Here is an 18,144-nt window from a genome sequence, read left to right on the forward strand (position 1 = left end):
ATGATGGCGCTGGCAACCGTGAGCGCCATCTTCCTGCGGTGGCTCCCCCACCACGGTTTTCCCATCCTGCTGCTCTTCGCCGTCTCCTCGGGCGCGGCCCTGGCTATATATCTGACCCAGCGGCGGCGGTACCTGGCGAGCTCCCATGGCATTGTGCACGAAAGGGCCGACGCCGATGCCCCCGCGGTGCTCTGGACCGCCTTTGCGGGGGTTGCGCTGGGCGCCCTCGGGATCGCCGTGGTGCTGGCCGGCTAAACGGCGGGCGCTTGTCAGGCCTTGACCGCCTGGACGGTTTTCGAGGGACCGCGCACCGCCAGGACGGTGAAAGCAAGGGCCACCAGGGCGGTGGCAACCAGCAGGAGCAGCCCGATGGAGTAGCTGCGGGTGGCGGCGTCGTACGTTGCGCCCATCACCAGCGGCGGGAAGTAGCCGCCCAGGCCGCCTGCGGCGCTGACCACTCCGCTGATGCTGCCCACCTTGCCGGGCGGGGCGAGTACGCCCACCCACGCGAAGACGCCTCCGGTCCCCAACCCGAGCGCGGCCGCCATGGCCACAAAGGTCAGGCCGGCGGGGACTTCGCCGTCGGGCTGGAGGTTCACCACCCAGCCGAGCACCGCCACCCCTGCCAGGGACGCGAGCACCACCGGCTTGGAGCCGAATTTGTCGGCGAGGACGCCGCCGATCGGCCTTGCCAGCACGGCAGCGAGCGCGAATCCGGCGGTTCGGGCGCCGGCGCCGCTGGGATCGAAACTGTAGACGTCCCGCAGGTAGGTGGGCAGGTAGGTGGCGAAGGAAACGAAGCCGCCGAAGACTACCGCGTAGAGGAAGCACATCTTCCATGTGACCGGTGTTTTGGCGGCGTCCAGGAGCTTGGGCAGCACGGGGGCGTTGTTGCGGGTCCAGCCCGGCGATTCCTTCATCAGGAACCACACCAGGGCTGCCATTGCCGCCAGGATCCCGGCGATCAGCAGATGCGTGGGGAAATACCCGATGCCGGCTACCAGCCGCGGGTTCAGGAACGCCGCCAGTGCCGTGCCGCCCATGCCGGCACCAAAGACGCCGGTGGCAAAGCCCCGCCGGGACGGTTCGTACCAGGCGCTGACGAAGGGGATACCCACGGCGAACACCGTGCCGGCAACCCCGAGCACCAGGCCGGCCCCGAGCACCAGCGCAAATGAGCTGAGAAGCCCGCCGACTGAGACCAGGAGGATCGGCAGGATGGAGGCGAGCAGCACAAAGGTGAACATCGCCCGGCCGCCGTATTTGTCCGTCAGGGTGCCGACAACGATCCTGCCGAGCGAGCCGACGAAGACCGGCATCGCCACCAGCACCCCGGTGGCCGCCGGGTTGAGGTGGAGGTTCTGGGTGTAGAACGAACCCAGGGTTGCCACCGAGTTCCACGCCCAGAAACCCACCACCGAGGCGGAGGTTGCGAGCACAAGATTGAGCGTCCGGCCGGCTGGTGCCGGCCGGGCTGAATCGGCTGGCGCTGGGGTGGCGGATCCGGCCACGGCATTCCTCTTTCCTCTACTTTGGGTACTGGGTTTCGTTTAGCGGTTCCGGGTGTCCCGGTCGCGGGTTCCGACGGCGGACCAGCCGCGGCGGGCCGGCGTACCGGTGGTGCGGGCGGCGGAAGCTCCGGCGGTTTCCTTGCGCTTGGGCTGCCCGGGTCCGCGGTCGCGTGAGCGGTAGACGATGTAGGGCCGGAACAGGTAATGCAGCGGCGCCGTAAAGGCATGGACCAGCCGGGTGAAAGGCCAGATCACAAACAGCGCCATGCCCACCAGCGTGTGCAGGTGGAAGGAGAACGGCGCTGACGCCATGGCCGCGATGTCCGGCTGGAAGATGAACAGGGAGCGGAACCACGGCGCCACGGTTTCGCGGTAGTTGTGCCCGTGTTCGCCCTCAAAGACGCTGGCCAGCGTAGTCCACAGGCCGAAGAGGATGGCCGCGGTCAGCACCACATACATGCTCTTGTCGTTTTTGGTGGTGGCCATAAAAACCGGCCCGGTGGTGCGGCGGCGGTAAATCAGCAGCAGGATTCCGCCCAGAGTTCCCACCCCGGCGATGCCTCCCACCAGCAGCGCGTTGAAGTGGTAGAACTCCTGGCTCATACCCACGGCCTGGGTCCACGCCATCGGGATGACCAGGCCAAAAAAGTGGCCGGCGATCACGGCGAGCAGGCCGAAGTGGAACAGCGGGGAGGCGATCCGCAGCAGCCGGGACTCGTACAGCTGGGAGGACCGGGTGGTCCAGCCGAACTGGTCGTATTTGTACCGCCAGATGCTGCCGCCCACCAGGACCACCACCATGACGTAGGGCAGGACACCCCAGAGGACAATGTCCCATGCGGTGATTTCGACGGCGGCTCCCGGCGCCGTTTCGAGATTCAGCATCGTCAGGCCCCCTTCACTGGCAGCAGGCGGGGATCATACGGGTCCAGCCCTACGGCCTCGGTGGGTGGCCCGTAGCCGGCCATCCGCATCACGGCCTGCTCGTCGGCCGGCGACTTGCCGGGCAGCGTGGCGCAGATGGCCTGCAGGATGCGCGCGTGCGGCAACTCGTCGCGCAGCAGGCCGAAGCGGAGCATCTCGAGGCTGGCCCGGTAACGGATCAGCAGGTCGCGGCCCGCTGCCAGGTCAACCCGGGCGGCATATTCGAGAACCATGGGCAGGAAGTCCGGCAGTTCACCCTGGGTGTCCACCAGAATGTCGCTTTGCCGGTAGGCCTTTTTGAAGTTGCCCAGGACTTCGCCCCGGCGCCTGGTGTCCCCGTCCGTCCAATAGCTCAGATGCAGCGCGTGCCGCCGGCCCAGATCGAACTCACGGACGTAATGGGCCTGGATGTCCATCGGCTCCGAGGCTTCGAGCAGGTTCAGGACGCCGTCGAAGTCCTGGCCGGCGCCGGGAAATTCGGCCAGTGCGGCGCGGATCAGCGGAACTTTTGCCAGCAGGTCCTCGTCCGGGTAGGACAGGCACCAGGCAGCGGCCAGATACACCACCTGAACGCGCCGGCTCACGGCAGCTCCTCCGCCGGCACGCTGTCTGCAGAAGAACTTGGCTCGGGGCGCGACCGTCCCGGGAACAGCCCGGGCGGCGCCCCGCGTCCGTCCCAGTTCAACAGGTTGACCCGGCCGCTGAGACCGGAGCCGGATCCCATCTCGTCCGTGGTCTGCCGGTCCCGGAGGGCGTTGAAGGTTTCCACCGCCACCGGGACGGGCCTTCCGCTGGCTTCGCCGAACGGGGAGGAGTCCTGCATGCCGGGGCCGCCGTCGAAATCCAGGGAGCAGCCCATCTCCTCCAGGTCGTGCGCCTGCTCCACATGGGCCTTGGGAATCACATAGCGTTCGTCGTATTTGGCGATGGCCATCAGCCGGTACATCTCGTACATGGTCTGGCTGTCCATCCCCACCGACTCCGGAATGGAATCGTCAGGGTCGTTGCCCAGGCTGATGCCGCGCATGAAGGAGCGCATGGCGGCCAGCTTCCGCAACACGTCCGTGACCCGGCCTGTGTCCCCCGCGGTGAAGAGCTCCGCGAGGTATTCCACCGGGATCCGGAGGGCGTCGATGGCGCCGAACAGGTTGCCGTGGTCCTCGCCGTCGTGCCCCTGGTCCCGCAGCAGGTCCACCACCGGGGAGAGCGGCGGGACGTACCAGACCATCGGCATGGTCCGGTACTCGGGGTGCAGCGGCAGGGCCACCTTGTAGACCTTGGCCAGGGCGTACACCGGCGAGCGCCGGGCGGCGTCGATCCAGTCCTCGGGGATGTTCTGGGCGCGGGCTTCGGCCTGGACTTCGGGGTCGTTCGGGTCCAGCAGCACGTCCATCTGGGCGTCGTAGAGTTCCTGCGGGTCCGTGACGGACGCGGCGGCGGTGACGGCGTCGGCGTCGTACAAGAACAGCCCCAGGTACCGCAGCCGGCCCACGCACGTCTCGGAGCAGACCGTGGGCAGTCCCACCTCCACGCGCGGGTAGCAGAAGGTGCACTTCTCCGCCTTGCCGGTCTTGTGGTTGAAGTAGATCTTCTTGTAGGGGCAGCCAGTGACGCACTGCCGCCAGCCGCGGCACTTGTCCTGGTCCACCAGGACTATGCCGTCCTCCACCCGCTTGTAGATGGCGCCGGAAGGGCATGAAGCCATGCAGGACGGGTTCAGGCAGTGCTCGCAGATCCGCGGCAGGTAGAACATAAACGTCTGCTCGTACGCGAACTTGATCTTGTCCTCGGACTCACGGCGGACTTTTTCCACGATCGGGTCCAAATGGCCGTGCTCGGTGGAACCGCCCAGGTCATCGTCCCAGTTCGCGGACCAGGTGATCTTGGTGTCCTCCCCCGTGATCAGCGACTTGGGCCGGGCCACCGGAAAGTCATCGCCCAGGGGTGAATCGATCAGCGTCTTGTAGTCGTACGTCCACGGCTCGTAGTAATCCTTGAGCTCAGGCTGGACCGGGCTGGCGAAGATCCCGAACAGCTTCTTCACGCGGCCGCCGGCCTTGAGGACCAGCTTGCCGCGCTTGTTCAGCTCCCAGCCGCCCTGCCACTTCTCCTGGTCCTCATACCGGCGGGGATACCCCTGTCCGGGCCGGGTCTCCACGTTGTTGAACCAGACATATTCGGTGCCGGCACGGTTGGTCCAGGCCTGTTTGCAGGTCACCGAACACGTGTGGCAGCCGATACATTTGTCCAGGTTCATGACCATGCCCATTTGAGCCATAACACGCATCAGTACTGCACCTCCTGGGAACGACGACGGACGGTGGCAACCATGTCGCGCTGGTTCCCGGTGGGGCCAAGGTAGTTGAACGCGTAGGCCAGCTGGGCGTAGCCGCCGATCAGGTGCGAGGGTTTGACCAGGAGCCTGGTGACGGAGTTGTGGATGCCGCCGCGGCGGCCGGTGGCCTCGGACTTGGGGACATCGATGGTGCGCTCCTGCGCGTGGTGGACGTACACCACCCCGGCCGGCATCCGGTGGCTGACGATCGCCCTGGCCACGAGGACGCCGTTGATGTTCAGGCACTCCACCCAGTCGTTGTCCCGGACCTTGATGGACTCGGCGTCGGCGGGGCTCATCCACACCGTCGGCCCGCCGCGGGACAGCGAGAGCATCAGCAGGTTGTCCTGGTATTCGGAGTGGATGGACCATTTGGAGTGCGGCGTCAGGTACCGGACCACCACCTCCAGCTCCCCGTTGCCGCCGAGCTTGGGCTCACCGAAGAGCCGGTGCATGTCCAGCGGCGGCCTATAGATCGGCAGCCCCTCGCCAATGTCCGTCATCCAGTCGTGGTCCAGGAAGAAGTGCATCCGTCCGGTCAGGGTATGGAACGGCTTGAGCCGTTCGATGTTGATGGTGAACGGGGCATACCGGCGGCCGCCGGTCTCCGAACCGGACCATTCCGGCGAGGTGATCACCGGGACCGGGCCGGCCTGGGTCTGGGCGAAGGTGATGAACTTTTCCTCGGAGCCTTCGGACAGGTCCACGAGTTTGCGGCCCGTGCGGACTTCCAGGTCCTTGAAGCCCTGCACGGACAGCGCACCGTTGGTGGTGCCGGAGAAGGCCAGGATGGCTTCGGCCATTTTCGCGTCCGTGTCGATGGCCGGCCGGCCGTCCGCGGCGCCGCCGAGCATCACGCCGTTGGAGCGGCTGAGCCGGTCCAGGGGTCCGGCGAGTTTGTACGTGACGTTCTTGACCGTGAAGCCGAGTTTGTCCGCCAGCGGTCCGACGGCGGCGAGTTTGTCCGCGATGGCCGTGTAGTCCCGTTCCACCACCGAGAAGACGGGCATGTTCTGCCCCGGCACGGCCGGGATGTCCGTCTGCCGCCAGTCCCGCACGATCCCGCCGGGCTGGGCTAGCTGGCCCGGGGTGTCGTGCTGCAGCGGCACACTGACCAGGTCCCGGCGGACGCCCAGGTGGGTCTTCGCCTGCCGGGAGAACTCGCGCGCCAGCAGGTGGAAGGTGTCGAAGTCCGTCTTGGTTTCCCACGGCGGATCGATGGCCGGGCTGAACGCGTGCACAAACGGGTGCATGTCCGTGGAGGAGAGATCGTGTTTCTCGTACCAGGTGGCCGCGGGGAACACGACGTCGGACAGCAGCGTGGTGGAGGTCATCCGGAAATCGGCGGAGACCAGCAGGTCCAGCTTGCCCTCCGGCGCCTGCTCATGCCATTTCACGTCCTTGGGCTTGAGGCCCTCGGCGTGGTCCTTGCCCAGGACGTTGTTGTGGGTGCCCAGCAGGTTCCGCAGGAAGTACTCGTTACCTTTGGCCGATGAGCCGAACAGGTTGGAGCGCCACAGCACCAGGGTCCGGGGCCAGTTCTCCGGCGCGTCCACGTCCTCGATGGCAGGGTTCAGGGTGCGGTTCTTGAGGGCATCCCCAATATAACTGGGGGTGTCCGCCGCGGCGCCGGCGGCGACGGCGGCCTCCGCCTCGTCCACGAGGTCCAGCGGGTTGCGGTCGAACTGGGGATAAAACGGCATCCAGCCCAGCCTCGCGGACTGCGCCATCGCGTCCGCCGTGTGCAGGCCGTCCAAGGCGCCGGTGGACAGCGGGGATTTCAGGGCGTCCGCGGAGTAGCCGTCCTGGCGCCACTGGTCCGTGTGCATGTACCAGTACCCGGTGCCGATCATGGTGCGCGGCGGCCGGGCCCAGTCCAGGGCGTTGGCCAGCGACAGCCAGCCGGTGACCGGCCGGGTCTTCTCCTGCCCCACGTAGTGCGCCCAGCCCCCGCCGTTGCGGCCCATGCAGCCCGTCAGCATGACCAGCGCCAGCACGGCCCGGTAGGTCGTGTCGCCGTGGAACCACTGGCAGATCCCGGCGCCCATGATGATCATGGAGCGGCCCTTGGATTCCTCGGCGTTCCGGGCGAATTCACGCGCCACCCGGATGCAGGCCTGCGCCGGAACGGAGGTAATCTCCTCCTGCCACGCCGGGGTGTAGGGCGTCGAGGAATCGTCGTAGCCGGCGGCCCACTCCCCCGGCAGCCCTTCCCGGCCCACCCCGTACTGGGCCAGCATCAGGTCGAACACGGTGGTCACCAGCTGGCCTTCCACCTCGGTGACCGGGACCCCGCGGCGGAGCACGCTGCCCGTGCCGTCCGCCTGCTCGAAGCAGGGCAGCAGGATCTCGGCGCTTTCCCCGGACACTTCACGCAGGGACAGGGCCGGCTCGATCCCCTCGAGGTCTAGGTTCCATTTGCCCTCGCCGGTGCCGGAATACCGGAACCCCATGGAGCCGTTCGGAACAGCGGGGCGCCCCGTTTTTTTGTCGAACAGCACGGTGCGGAACGCCGCATCCTCAGCCCCGGACTCCGCCGGGAGGTCTGCGGCGGTGAGGAATTTCGACGCCGTCAGCGCGCCGTCGTCGTTCCTGACCAGCCGGACCAGGAACGGCAGGTCCGTGTACTGCTTTACATAGTCCGTGAAGAACGGGACCTCGCGGTCCACAAAGAATTCCTTGAGCATGACGTGGCCCATGGCCATGGCGAGCGCGGCGTCGGTGCCGGCCTGGGCGGGGAGCCATTCGTCGGCGAACTTGGTGTTGTCCGCGTAGTCCGGGCTGACCGTGACCACCTTGGTGCCGCGGTACCGGACCTCCGCCATCCAGTGCGCGTCAGGTGTCCGGGTCACGGGAACGTTGGAGCCCCACATCATCAGGTAGCGGGCGTCCCACCAGTCCCCGGACTCCGGGACGTCGGTCTGGTCGCCGAAGACCTGCGGGCTGGCTACGGGCAGGTCGGCGTACCAGTCGTAGAAGGATGTCATCACCCCGCCGATCAGCTGGATGAAGCGCGTTCCCACCGCGTGCGAAACCATGGACATGGCCGGGATCGGCGAAAAACCGGCGCAGCGGTCCGGGCCGTAAGTCTTGATCGTGTTCACATGGGCGGCGGCGGCGATCTCGATCGCCTCCTGCCACGAGACCCGGACCAGGCCGCCCTTGCCGCGGGCCTGCTGGTAGCGGCGGCGCTTTTCCGGGTCCGCCGCGATCTCCGCGAAGGCGAGCACCGGGTCACCGAGCCGGGCCTTGGCCTCCCGGTACATTTCCACCAGCACTCCGCGGGCGTACGGAAACCGGACCCGGGTGGGTGAGTAGGTGTACCACGAAAAGGCTGCCCCACGGGGGCAGCCTCTAGGTTCGTATTCAGGACTATCGGGGCCCACCGAGGGGTAATCGGTCTGCTGGGATTCCCACGTGATGATGCCGTCCTTGACGTACACCTTCCAGGAGCAGGAGCCGGTGCAGTTCACCCCGTGCGTGGAGCGGACCACCTTGTCGTGGCTCCACCGGTCGCGGTAGAAGATGTCACCCTGGCGGCCGCCCTCCCGGAACACCGCCCGGCCGTCCTCGGTCTGGTCCCACTTCGTGAAGAAACGGCCCAGCTTCAGCATTGCATCAGAGGCGGGTCCGTCTAACCCCGCGTTGGGTCCAGCAGCCATAGGCAACACGCTAGGCCATGGCTCCGCATATGGCCATAGCCTGGCCCCTCTTCCCTGACGGGGTCAGAACATCGGCAGGAAGAAGCCAACGATGAACGCCGCGGCGCCGATTCCGGTCAGGACCCGGCCAAGCACGACGGCGGTCCTCCCCACGTCCTCGGGCGTGGCGGTCTGCCACTGGGTGGGGCGCTTGGGGTGGTAGTAGATCGGCAGAGTGTCACCGACGGCCAGATCCCTGATGTCGTACGGCGACATCGGCGCGTGGTGCACCTGGAATTTGCGGTCGAACCAGCGGAACCCCGTTCCGCTCTCGTCGGCGTAGACCACGGCTTCGGCCACCGACCACGGGTGCACAAAACGGCGCAGGATGCCGGAGTAGAAGAGCAGGGCAAGCCCGGCAGGCAGGCACAGCCAGGTCAGGATCTCCAGGATGGGACCTGCCATTTCAAGCGCGGTGGGCATGGAAATGATGGTACCGGTGGTTGGCTCCGGAACGGATCGCTGGTGAGTTCGGGCAGCACTGGTTAGCCTGAGGGAACCTGCCATGGAACAAAGGAGAAGCCATGAGTGATCAGGACATCTTGGGCCGCATTCAGGCGCTGGTGACCGAGGAGCATGAGCTCCGCGAAGCCTCCGGAGCCGGCAAGGCACCGGATGCGTCGAGGCTGAAACATCTGGAGGAGAGCCTGGACCAGTGCTGGGACCTGCTGCGGCAGCGCCGGGCCAAGCTGGAGTCCGGCGAGAATCCGAACGAGGCGTCCACCCGCTCAGTCCGCGAGGTGGAGGGCTACAAGCAGTAGCCGGACGGTTGCGAACTGCCGGTTGTGAGCCGCCGGATGTGAGCTGCCGGTGACGTTGAGGAAATATGGACTCCCGCCCCGGGGCCGTCACAGGGCTTTTCCGCTCCGGCGGGCAGCCATGTAACGTGCCCGAAACATGCCGGTCACGCGGTCTTCACGCAACGGCCCGTTACGTAACAAGCACGCAACGTGCAGCGGCACAGAACGAAACACGGCACCCCCACCATTGATCAGGGGCATTGCCCGGGCAGAAGGCCCGGTGATGTGGATCGATGGGAAGGGACGCCGTGGCAATCACTGCGCAACACGTCTGGCTGATGATCGCGGCGGCCATGGTGCTGTTCATGACCCCGGGGCTGGGCCTCTTCTATGGCGGCATGACCCGGGCCAAGGCGGCGCTCAACATGATCATGATGAGCTTCATCTCCGCGGGCATCGTGGGTGTGGTGTGGGTCCTGTGGGGCTATTCCATGACCACGGGCGAAGGCCTCCTGGGCATCTTCGGAAACCCGTTCGCCAACTTCGGCCTGCAGAACCTCATGGGCTCCCCCGATCTGATCAAGGCCGGTTTCAGTGCCACGTTCGCGATCATCACCGTGGCCCTGATCAGCGGAGCCATCGCGGACCGGGCCAAGTTCAGCGCCTGGGCGCTGTTCGTGCCGGTCTGGGTCACCCTGGTTTACTGCCCGCTCGCCTACATGATCTGGGGCGGCGGGCTCATGAGCGCCGGCGGTGCCATGACCGCGGTCTTCGGCCAGGTGATCGACTTCGCCGGCGGAGCCGTCGTGGAAATCAGCTCGGGCACGGCCGCCCTCGTCCTGGCCCTGGTGGTGGGGCAGCGCCACGGTTTTGCGAAGGACCCCAGCCACCGCCCGCACAACGTCCCCTTCATCATGCTCGGCGCAGCCATCCTCTGGTTCGGCTGGTTCGGCTTCAACGGCGGCGCCGCCACCACGGCGGAGCAGGCCGGCCTGATCTGGGTGAACACCCTGGCTGCCCCGGCCGCGGCCATGCTCAGCTGGCTGGTGGTGGAAAAGGTCCGCCATGGCCACCCCACCTCACTGGGCGCAGCCTCCGGTGTGGTCGCCGGGCTGGTGGCCATCACGCCCTCCTGTGCCAACATCAGCCCGGTGGCCGCAATCGGCCTGGGCCTGGTAGCCGGGGCGGCCTGCTGCGTGTTCGTGGACCTCAAGTACCGTTTCGGCCTGGACGATTCCCTGGACGTGGTGGGTGTCCACCTGGGCGCAGGGCTGATCGGAACCCTGGCGCTGGGCTTCATCGCCCTCCCGGTGGACGGTGAGGGCGGCGGCCTCTTCTACGGCGGCGGCTTCCAGCAGCTGGTGGCGCAGGCCGCGGCCGTGGTGGTCACCGTGCTGCTGTCCGGCGTTGTCACCCTGATCATTGGCCGGGGCATCAACCGGTTCGTCGGCTTCCGTGTCAGCCACGAGGCCGAGACGGTGGGCGTGGACCTGTCCCAGCACGCCGAGACTGCCTACTCGCTGGGTGAGATCCTCGCGGGCCACTTCAACCCGCTGGGCCACCGGGTGCCCGCGGCGTCCGTCGCAGCGGTGCGTGCCGGCGTCGAACCTTCCGCACGGCCCGTTCAGGCCCGGGAAGATACCTTCGCCTAGGCGTCAGCCTTCATCGCACAGCAGGTGGTACCAGTTCTCCGCCAGGATCTCGAGCGCATGTTCCCGGTTGGGTTCGAACTTGCGCCGCGTCCAGAGGGTCGCCACGTAATCAAGGGCGGTGAAGGCGAGGGTTCCCCGGATGTGGCGGGTTTCTTCCGGGAAGCGGCCGGCCAGCTGCATGCCCCGGACGAGGTCCGAGATGACCTCTTCGTGCCATTCCTCGAGCATGGTGCGGACTTCACGGTCCACAGCCGCCGCTTCGTCCAGCACGTCAAGGTACGGACGGAAAACCGGCCACAGAGCCGCGCGTGACTCCAGCCACGCCAGTACCCCGGACAGTTCGCCTTCCCGCACCACGTCCACCAGCTCCGGGGCGGTGGTGCCCTGTTCAGGGGCATCCGATCGGTCCAGGAAAGCGTTGACACGCGCCATGAAGTCACGCATCAGATCACTGCGGGAGGGGTAGTAAGCGTAGAAGGTGGCGCGCGTGGTTCCGGCGGCCGCGGCAACCTCATCGATGGTGGTGGCGGCGTAGCCCTTCTCGGTGAACAGCTCTAGCGCCCGTTCGACGATGACGTCCCGGGTCAGCTGTTTCTGGGCTTCTCGCAGCGACGACATGCGTCCATCCTATCGGTGGGGTGCGGCAGCCGGACACATCAGACCCCCGCCGGCACGGTCCGCCGCAGCGTTTCCGGGCCCGTGTTGGCCAGCCGGCGCAGCTTCGGGATGGGGATCCGATAGTTGATCGCCGCGGCTGTGCCGGAGCCGTCCCCGTTGTCCCAGCGCAGCAGCATGGAGTCCGCACCGTCGCCGGGTTCACAGAAATCGGGACTCCCGGCCACCGGGGTGAAGCCCACCGCCTTCAGCGACAGGCCGAAGCCCTCCGTCCAGAAGTACGGCTGGAAGCTGAATTCGGGTGCGGCGTCGCCTTGGAGCAGGCCGACGGCGGCGGCCTTGGCCTGGTCGATGGCGCTGGTCCACAGCGGGATGCGCTGAACACCCCGGGTGGTGGGAAAGAACGCCACGTCCCCGGCGGCCACAATATCCGGCCGAAGCCGCCCGCGTGAATCCACCCGCACTGAGCTCCCGGCCAGGAGACCGGAGCCGGCAAGCCACCCGGTATTCGGCTCGTCGCCGATGGCGGTGACCACGAGGTCAGCCGTCAGCGTGGTGCCGTCGGCAAGGACAACCCGCGGGCTGCCGGCGGAATCCGCGATGCGGGCCGTGCCTCCTTCCACCACCCGCAGTCCCCGTTGGATGGCGGCGGAGGTGAAGATCCCGGCGAGGTGCCCGCCCAGCTGAGGTGACAGCGGCATCGCGTTCGAGACGAGGGTGACCTCGCAGCCCGCGTGGAGGCACCCGGAGGCGACCTCCATGCCCAGCGGGCCGCCGCCGATGATGATGACGGACGGCTGCGAGGCGACGCGTTCCTTCAGCAGGACCGCATCTTCGATGGTGCGCAGCGTGAGCTCCCGGGCGTGCGGCCCGGACCCGGCGCGGGCGGAGCCGGCGCGGGCGAAGCCCAGGCGCTTCGCCCGGGATCCGGAGGCGATGACCAGGCCGTCATACGGCAGCTCACCGCCCCCTTCCAGGCGCACCAGGCGGGCGTCGGCGTCCAGGCCGATGGCGCTGACGCCGAGCATCTCGGTGGCTTCGTGGGTGGGCTGGGGCAGTTCGTGGGCCTGCAGGTCCTCGTCCCCGTGAAGCAGGGCTTTCGACAGGGCAGGCCGGCTGTAGGGCTGGTGCCGCTCCGCGCCCACAACGGTCAGCTCACCGTCGAAGCCGGCGGTGCGCAGCGCGTCGCACGCCGTGAGTCCGGCGATCCCGTTGCCCACCACCACGATCCGGCGCATGCTCATGCCGCGGCCAAACGCAGTGCGGCCACCGGGCAGATCCTGACGGCGGCCTTCGCGGCCTCCAGCTCCACTCCGTCAACCTCCGGCACATCGATGACCAGTTCGCCGTCGTCATCCAGGTGCATGAGCTTGGGCGCGGCTTCCTCGCAGAGGCCGTGGCCCTCGCAGCGCGGCCGGTCCAGTTCGATCCTCATGCTGCCACTACCTTTACTACCTCGAGCTTCTCGATGCTCCGGGTGATGTTGCTCGGCTCCCGAACCGCTTCCCCGATGGTCAATGACTGAACCCGTCGTGCCAGGGCTTCAATGATGGCGTGCGCTTCAAGCCTGGCCAGGCCCTGGCCGGCGCAGCCGTGCGGCCCGTAGCCGAAACTCAGGTGGTCCACCGGGTTGCGCGCGATGTCGAAGGTGTCCGGATTTTCGTAGTGCCGCGGGTCCCGGTTCCCGGCGCCGAAGAGGATGCCCACCTGCGCGCCAGCGGGGATGGTCACGCCGTCAATCTCGACGTCGCGGGTTGCCTTGCGGCCCCAGATATGGACCGGTGCCCAGTAACGGAGCACCTCGGCGAAGGCCGCGGGGACGAGCTCCGGGTTCCCCCGGACCAGCTCAAACTGCTCCGGGTGGCGGCCAAACAGCGCAATGATGTTGCCGATGGCGGCGATGGTGGTGTCCACGCCGGCGCCGAGGTACTGATGGATGATGTGGCCTGCGGTGCCGGCGGGAATCTCACCCCTGCCCTCGGCGTCGAAGATCCCGCGGCCGATGGAGCCGGGGGCGAGGTCTTCGGCAGTAACCGACGAGCACCAGCCATAGAGCTCGCCGGCGATGGGGAAGCTCTCCTGGGTGCGCTGGTTCAGCGGGCCGATGACCTGCATGGCGGCCTGGCCCCAACGAAGCATGTTGTCCTTGACATGTCCCTGGAAACCGATGAGGTCGGCAACGATTTCGATCGGGAACGCCCGGGCCAGGGCGTCGATGGCCTCGAAGCTCCCGCTGCCGGCGAGCCCCGCGACGAGCCTGTCCGCCTTGTCGTCGATGACCACCTTCAGGCCGCGGAGTGCCCGCGGGGTGAGGTTCTGCGAGAGCGTGGCACGGAGCTGTGTGTGCACGGGCGGATCGGAGGCCAGCGAGGTGCCCTGCAGCGCCTCGTTCACCATGGGGTTGAAGCCGATGCTGGTGGACGAGAAGGCTTCCGGATCGGCGAGGGCGTCGCGGATGACGTCATAGCGGGTCAGGACGTAGAGGTCATTCTTGGGCAGGTGGACCACCGCAGCCTGCTCGCGGAGCTCGGCGTAGGTGGGGTAGGGATCGACGAGGATATCGTCAGCCCAAATGTCGATGTCTGATTCGATCGGTGCAGTCATGGTGTTCTCCTTGCGGATCATGGTGGCAGGTGGGTGGTGGTCGATGCCGGCTTCCGTCAGTCGACGACGGCGGCCTCGGCGTGTGCTGCGGTGGTTACGGCGATGTCATCGGCTGACGGCGCCGAGGACCGTGCGGAAATGAAGAGGGTAAGGACGGCAGAGAGTGCGGCAGCGATACCGGCTGCGAAGTACACAGCCTGGAAGCCTTCGCCGAGGGAGGTCCCCGCCACGCCCTGGATCCGGGGCTGGGCCGAGGCGAGTGCCTGGACCATGCCGTCGACCGCCTGGGCCGGCGCGCCGCCAGCCGTTGCCTGGCCGGCGAACTGCGCGATGACGCCGTCCCAGCCGGAGAGGAAACCCAGGGGCGGCACGTTTGACAGCCCGCTGACGGCTTCCGCCGGCAAGCCTGCACCGCTGAGGATCCCGGCAAGGGGTCCGGCAAAGGCGGTGGCTCCAATGCCGAAGGCGATCGCTGAGCCGACGACGGGGCCGAGGGCGAAGCCGAGGTCGCGCAGCAGGTTGGTTGTTGCCGAGGCCATGCCGATTTGCCGGGGCGGGACCGTGTTGATGGCTACGGCAGTGACGGACCCGACCGTCAGGGCGAACCCGATGCCAAGCACCAGAAGCGGCGGAATGAACGCGGTCCACGGGGTGCCGCCGAAGGCCTCGGGGGTGCCGAGGGCGAACGTCGAGAGCCAGAAACCGGCGACGGCCATGAGGGCGAATCCAGCGGTGAGGACCCAGCGCGGGGCCACATGGTGGATGAGCCATCCCACCACCGGGATAAAGGCGAAGGCGGGACCCTGGATGAAGACGAAGAGCACGCCGATCTTCCAGGTTTCGGCCAGGGCGAGTCCGCTGACGGCGACGCTGGTGCTGAAGCAAATGGCGAGGAACGCGAACATGCCCGTGACCGCCACAATGCCGGTGATCGAGTAGGCGCTGTTCTTGAACAGGGACAGGTGGATGAGCGGCTCCGCCGTGCGAGATTCGATGACGACGAAGGCGGCCAGGAGGACCACACCGGCGAGGTAGCTTGCGATCACCGGGGCGCTGCCGAAGCCGGCATCCACCGCTGTCACCGTGGCGTAAAGAACGGCGATGAGGCCAAGTGCGAGCGTGAACTGGCCGGGCAGGTCCAGCTTGCGCCCTTCTGCGGCTGCAGAGTCCTTCGCCCGGAGGGCGACGAGGAGCACCAGCACGGCAATGCCGGCGGCAACCAGGTAGGCCGCCCGCCAGCCGCTGAACTCATTGGGCGCACCCGGAGCAGCGCCCGGCACGGTGAAGACCTGCGCCGTGAAGCCGGCGAGCACTGGTGAAATCACCGCGCCGAGGGACAGAAACCCCGCCCAGGTGGCGATGACCTTTGCCCTGGCCCGGTGGTCCGGGGTGATCGCCGCGATCATGGACAGCGAGATGGGGAAGAGGATGCCCGCCCCGATGCCGCCGACAGCTTGGGCAACGATCATCATTTCGGTGGTCGGCGCCAGTGCGGCCAGCACAGAGCCGATAACGCTGACCACAGCGCCGACGTAGAGCAGCTTCTTGCGTCCGAACATGTCGCCCAGGAGTCCCCAGCTGAGCTCAAACACCACAATGCCCATCAGGAACATGCCCGCAATCCAGGTCAGGCCCGCCCCTGAGGTGTGAAATTCCACTGCGAAGGTGCCGCTCAGGGCGCCCGGCAGGGCGTTGGTGATCTGCGCGAGGGTAACGGCACTGTAGGCCGCTATGAAGGTGGCCCGGACCGAGCCGCGGCTCGTCCCTGGAATGCTCTGGTTCATCAACGAAACTCCCTTGTTTCCGGATAGGTGTGGCGCTCCCCACAGTCTGATCGCAATCTTTACACAATGTCAAGAGTGTCTACTTCATGATTAAGTCATGACCTCTTCGATTAAGACGTCATGTTTAATTCCTTGACACTCTGTAAAGAATTGTGTGATGCTGGCTACATTGCAACGGAGTCGCGGCTCGGACCGAACTCCGCGGCGCCCCTGCATTCAGCCCCACATCTTCAAGGGAGAAGCCAAGTGAGTCACACCGCACCCGCCGCTAACGGCGAGGCATCCAACCGGCCAGCCGGGCCCACTGTCAATACGGTTCTGGGTCCCGTCCCTGCTTCTGAGCTGGGCGTCGTCGCGGTCCATGAGGCCCTGTTGTCAGTTCTCCCGGGCGCCCAGTACGCCCCGGATATCTCCATGGACCGGGCGGAGATCTTTGAGACCCTCGCCGCCAAGCTGAAGGAGTTCCGCGCCCACGGCGGCAGGACGATCGTGGACAGCACCGGCATGTTCCACGGCCGGGACCTCAAGCTCTACGAGGCACTGTCCCGCTCCACCGGTGTCCACATCGTCGCCTCGACGGGCCTCGGCCCGGAGGAGGAACTCGGCGGCTACTTCCTGACCCCGCAGACCAACCCGCCCACCCCGTGGCCGGCGGAGAAGTTCGCAGATCTCTTTGGCAAGGAGGTCACCGAGGGAATGGTGGTTCCCCGGGTGGAGCGCCGGGCCGCTGCCGGCATCGTGGCCACCATCGCCGACCGCGCCGGCATGACCCCGACCGAGGAAAGCCTGTTCCGCGGCTCGGCCCGCGCCGCTAAGGACACCGGTGTGCCGGTCTCCATCCGTTTCGGCGCGGACGTCCTGCACGACCTGGACATCGTCCTGGACGAACAGATTGCGGCCGACCGGATACTCGTGGGGGATCTCGACCGCCGGGACGCCAAGGGCTCCGCCGGCGAGGTGGCGGCCCGCGGAGCGTTCGTGGGCATCGACCATGTGGGACTCAACGACCATGCGGACTACGTCACGGACCAGGAGCGCGCCGACCTGGTGCTCGAGCTGGTCAAGGCCGGGCATGCGGACAGGATCATCCTGTCCGGCAACTCGATCGGCGTGGCCAAGGGCCTGCCGGACTACAACCTGCCCTACAGCCACGTGCTGACGACGTTTGTACCGTTCCTCAAGTCCCGCGGCCTGAGTGAAGACGATGCCCGGCGCATCCTCGAGGACAACCCCCGCAACCTGCTGACCGTGCGCTAAGCACCGGCCCGCCCAAGCCCCCAACAAGCTTTCAAACCCCTGAGGTGAACGAATGACCAAGGTCAACACCGTGCTGGGAACCATCCCGGCCGAAGAACTGGAAATCGTGGCGGTCCACGAACACATCGGCTACGGCATGCCCGGGTCCGAGCTGGACACCAAGTGGTGGAAGACACCGGAACAGGCCTACGAGGAAACCGTGCCGAAGCTGCGGAAGTTCCGCGAATACGGCGGCGGCACCTTCGTGGATGCCACCGGGATCTGCAACGGCCGCGACGTGGACTACTACAGGTCCCTGTCCCGGAAAACGGGCGTGCACATCGTGGCCAGCACCGGCTTCGTCGGCGGCGACACCGCCCTCCCGCATTTCTCCCGCGCCACCGTGGACTACCTCACGAAGGTCTTCATTCACGAGATCACCGTGGGCATCGGCGACACCGGCGCCAAGGCCGGCGTCATCAAGGTGGGCGTCAGCCGGGGCGGACGGATGACCGACCTCGACAAGCGCATCTACCGCGCCGCGGCCCGCGCCGCCGTCGTCACCGGAGCCCCGATCCTCACTCACCTGGCCATCGACCCCGAACCGGCGGTGACCATCTTCAACGAGGAGGGGCTACCCCTCGACCGTGTCCTCTTCGGCCACGCCGACGACGGCCTGAACGCTCCCATCACCCCGCACGACTGGATCTACGAGCAGGGCGGCCGGATCGGGTTCGACACCTTCGGCTACGACCTCGAACTTCCGGATCCCCCGTTTTGGGGCCGTAAACGCGCCGAACGCATGGAGCACTTCGTCAACCTCGTCAACAAGGGGTACGCGGACAAGCTCCTGGTCTCAGCCGACGCCAACTGCAGCCCGCTGGGCTGGCCGGGCGTCAAGGGACACACCATCAATTACATCTTCGAGGACATGATCCCGGACATGCGCGCGGCCGGCATCGACGACGCCACGCTCAAACTCCTGCTCGAGGACAACCCGGCCGATTTCCTGTCACTCCACGCCTGACCCCGGACAAAACCA

At 67.0% G+C, this 18,144-nt stretch carries 16 protein-coding genes; 5 read left to right on the forward strand and 11 right to left on the reverse strand.

Annotation, left to right across the window (positions count from 1 at the left end):
- On the forward strand, positions 1–255 hold the full coding sequence (locus SBP01_RS16405) for a hypothetical protein (protein WP_320538373.1): 255 nt from the start codon (positions 1–3) through the stop codon (positions 253–255).
- A 14-nt stretch (positions 256–269) separates the two neighbouring features.
- On the opposite strand, the gene SBP01_RS16410 is transcribed toward SBP01_RS16405, so the two are convergent.
- From SBP01_RS16410 to SBP01_RS16435, 6 genes are all read right to left on the reverse strand, one after another.
- Positions 270–1,511, reverse strand: a complete 1,242-nt coding sequence (locus SBP01_RS16410) for an MFS transporter (RefSeq protein ID WP_414004238.1) — start codon at positions 1,509–1,511, stop codon at positions 270–272.
- 39 nt (positions 1,512–1,550) lie between these two features.
- Positions 1,551–2,396, reverse strand: a complete 846-nt coding sequence (gene narI, locus SBP01_RS16415; RefSeq protein WP_320536520.1) for a respiratory nitrate reductase subunit gamma — start codon at positions 2,394–2,396, stop codon at positions 1,551–1,553.
- Positions 2,397–2,398: 2 nt separating this feature from the next.
- Positions 2,399–3,019: a nitrate reductase molybdenum cofactor assembly chaperone gene (gene narJ / locus SBP01_RS16420; RefSeq protein WP_275215511.1), complete on the reverse strand. Its 621-nt coding sequence runs from the start codon at positions 3,017–3,019 to the stop codon at positions 2,399–2,401.
- The gene (gene narH / locus SBP01_RS16425; protein WP_320536522.1) at positions 3,016–4,722 is read right to left on the reverse strand and encodes a nitrate reductase subunit beta; all 1,707 of its coding nucleotides are present in this window, start codon (positions 4,720–4,722) and stop codon (positions 3,016–3,018) included. The genes narJ and narH overlap by 4 nt, the downstream gene beginning before the upstream one ends.
- Positions 4,722–8,432, reverse strand: coding sequence for a nitrate reductase subunit alpha (locus SBP01_RS16430; protein WP_320536524.1), 3,711 nt, complete (start codon positions 8,430–8,432; stop codon positions 4,722–4,724). The genes narH and SBP01_RS16430 overlap by 1 nt, the downstream gene beginning before the upstream one ends.
- A 63-nt stretch (positions 8,433–8,495) precedes the next feature.
- Positions 8,496–8,894: a DUF3592 domain-containing protein gene (locus SBP01_RS16435; RefSeq protein ID WP_275215514.1), complete on the reverse strand. Its 399-nt coding sequence runs from the start codon at positions 8,892–8,894 to the stop codon at positions 8,496–8,498.
- A gap of 101 nt (positions 8,895–8,995) precedes the next feature.
- On the opposite strand from SBP01_RS16435, the gene SBP01_RS16440 reads away from it, so the two are divergent.
- Complete coding sequence (locus SBP01_RS16440; protein WP_320536525.1) at positions 8,996–9,232, forward strand: DUF2630 family protein; 237 nt, start codon at positions 8,996–8,998, stop codon at positions 9,230–9,232.
- Between the two features lie 287 nt (positions 9,233–9,519).
- The gene (locus tag SBP01_RS16445) at positions 9,520–10,863 is read left to right on the forward strand and encodes an ammonium transporter (protein WP_320536526.1); all 1,344 of its coding nucleotides are present in this window, start codon (positions 9,520–9,522) and stop codon (positions 10,861–10,863) included.
- Between the two features lie 3 nt (positions 10,864–10,866).
- Here the strand turns inward: SBP01_RS16445 and SBP01_RS16450 are convergent, their stop codons facing one another.
- Genes SBP01_RS16450 through SBP01_RS16470 form a run of 5 tightly spaced genes read right to left on the reverse strand, consistent with a single transcriptional unit; the run spans position 10,867 to position 15,866 of the window.
- The gene (locus tag SBP01_RS16450) at positions 10,867–11,481 is read right to left on the reverse strand and encodes a TetR/AcrR family transcriptional regulator (RefSeq protein ID WP_275215517.1); all 615 of its coding nucleotides are present in this window, start codon (positions 11,479–11,481) and stop codon (positions 10,867–10,869) included.
- 38 nt (positions 11,482–11,519) lie between these two features.
- Positions 11,520–12,722, reverse strand: coding sequence for an NAD(P)/FAD-dependent oxidoreductase (locus SBP01_RS16455; RefSeq protein WP_320536528.1), 1,203 nt, complete (start codon positions 12,720–12,722; stop codon positions 11,520–11,522).
- Positions 12,719–12,913 carry a ferredoxin gene (locus tag SBP01_RS16460; protein ID WP_275215519.1) on the reverse strand — a complete coding sequence of 65 codons (195 nt, stop codon included), beginning with the start codon at positions 12,911–12,913 and terminating at the stop codon, positions 12,719–12,721. Before SBP01_RS16460 ends, SBP01_RS16455 begins: the two co-directional genes overlap by 4 nt.
- Positions 12,910–14,082, reverse strand: a complete 1,173-nt coding sequence (locus SBP01_RS16465; RefSeq protein WP_275215520.1) for a cytochrome P450 — start codon at positions 14,080–14,082, stop codon at positions 12,910–12,912. The genes SBP01_RS16460 and SBP01_RS16465 overlap by 4 nt, the downstream gene beginning before the upstream one ends.
- A gap of 56 nt (positions 14,083–14,138) precedes the next feature.
- Complete coding sequence (locus SBP01_RS16470; RefSeq protein WP_320536533.1) at positions 14,139–15,866, reverse strand: MFS transporter; 1,728 nt, start codon at positions 15,864–15,866, stop codon at positions 14,139–14,141.
- A 246-nt stretch (positions 15,867–16,112) separates the two neighbouring features.
- Here SBP01_RS16470 and SBP01_RS16475 point away from each other — a divergent pair, with 246 nt between their 5' ends.
- Both SBP01_RS16475 and SBP01_RS16480 read left to right on the forward strand, forming a co-directional pair.
- A complete protein-coding gene (locus tag SBP01_RS16475; protein WP_320536534.1) occupies positions 16,113–17,123 on the forward strand; it encodes a phosphotriesterase in 1,011 nt (336 codons plus the stop codon).
- A 52-nt stretch (positions 17,124–17,175) separates the two neighbouring features.
- Positions 17,176–18,129, forward strand: coding sequence for a phosphotriesterase (locus tag SBP01_RS16480; RefSeq protein WP_275215523.1), 954 nt, complete (start codon positions 17,176–17,178; stop codon positions 18,127–18,129).
- Positions 18,130–18,144 lie beyond the last annotated feature (15 nt).

It is taken from the genome of Pseudarthrobacter sp. IC2-21 (assembly GCF_034048115.1).
Classification (GTDB): domain Bacteria; phylum Actinomycetota; class Actinomycetes; order Actinomycetales; family Micrococcaceae; genus Arthrobacter; species Arthrobacter naphthalenicus.

Bases quoted from the DNA above. Each gene is read 5' to 3' on its own strand.
- SBP01_RS16440 (WP_320536525.1), top strand. From the start codon at position 8,996: ATGAGTGATCAGGACATCTTGGGCCGCATTCAGGCGCTGGTGACCGAG.
- SBP01_RS16430 (WP_320536524.1), bottom strand. From the start codon at position 8,432: ATGGCTGCTGGACCCAACGCGGGGTTAGACGGACCCGCCTCTGATGCA.
- SBP01_RS16435 (WP_275215514.1), bottom strand. From the start codon at position 8,894: ATGCCCACCGCGCTTGAAATGGCAGGTCCCATCCTGGAGATCCTGACC.
- SBP01_RS16465 (WP_275215520.1), bottom strand. From the start codon at position 14,082: ATGACTGCACCGATCGAATCAGACATCGACATTTGGGCTGACGATATC.
- SBP01_RS16480 (WP_275215523.1), top strand. From the start codon at position 17,176: ATGACCAAGGTCAACACCGTGCTGGGAACCATCCCGGCCGAAGAACTG.
- narH (WP_320536522.1), bottom strand. From the start codon at position 4,722: ATGCGTGTTATGGCTCAAATGGGCATGGTCATGAACCTGGACAAATGT.
- SBP01_RS16405 (WP_320538373.1), top strand. From the start codon at position 1: ATGATGGCGCTGGCAACCGTGAGCGCCATCTTCCTGCGGTGGCTCCCC.
- SBP01_RS16470 (WP_320536533.1), bottom strand. From the start codon at position 15,866: ATGAACCAGAGCATTCCAGGGACGAGCCGCGGCTCGGTCCGGGCCACC.
- SBP01_RS16460 (WP_275215519.1), bottom strand. From the start codon at position 12,913: ATGAGGATCGAACTGGACCGGCCGCGCTGCGAGGGCCACGGCCTCTGC.
- narI (WP_320536520.1), bottom strand. From the start codon at position 2,396: ATGCTGAATCTCGAAACGGCGCCGGGAGCCGCCGTCGAAATCACCGCA.
- SBP01_RS16450 (WP_275215517.1), bottom strand. From the start codon at position 11,481: ATGTCGTCGCTGCGAGAAGCCCAGAAACAGCTGACCCGGGACGTCATC.
- SBP01_RS16455 (WP_320536528.1), bottom strand. From the start codon at position 12,722: ATGAGCATGCGCCGGATCGTGGTGGTGGGCAACGGGATCGCCGGACTC.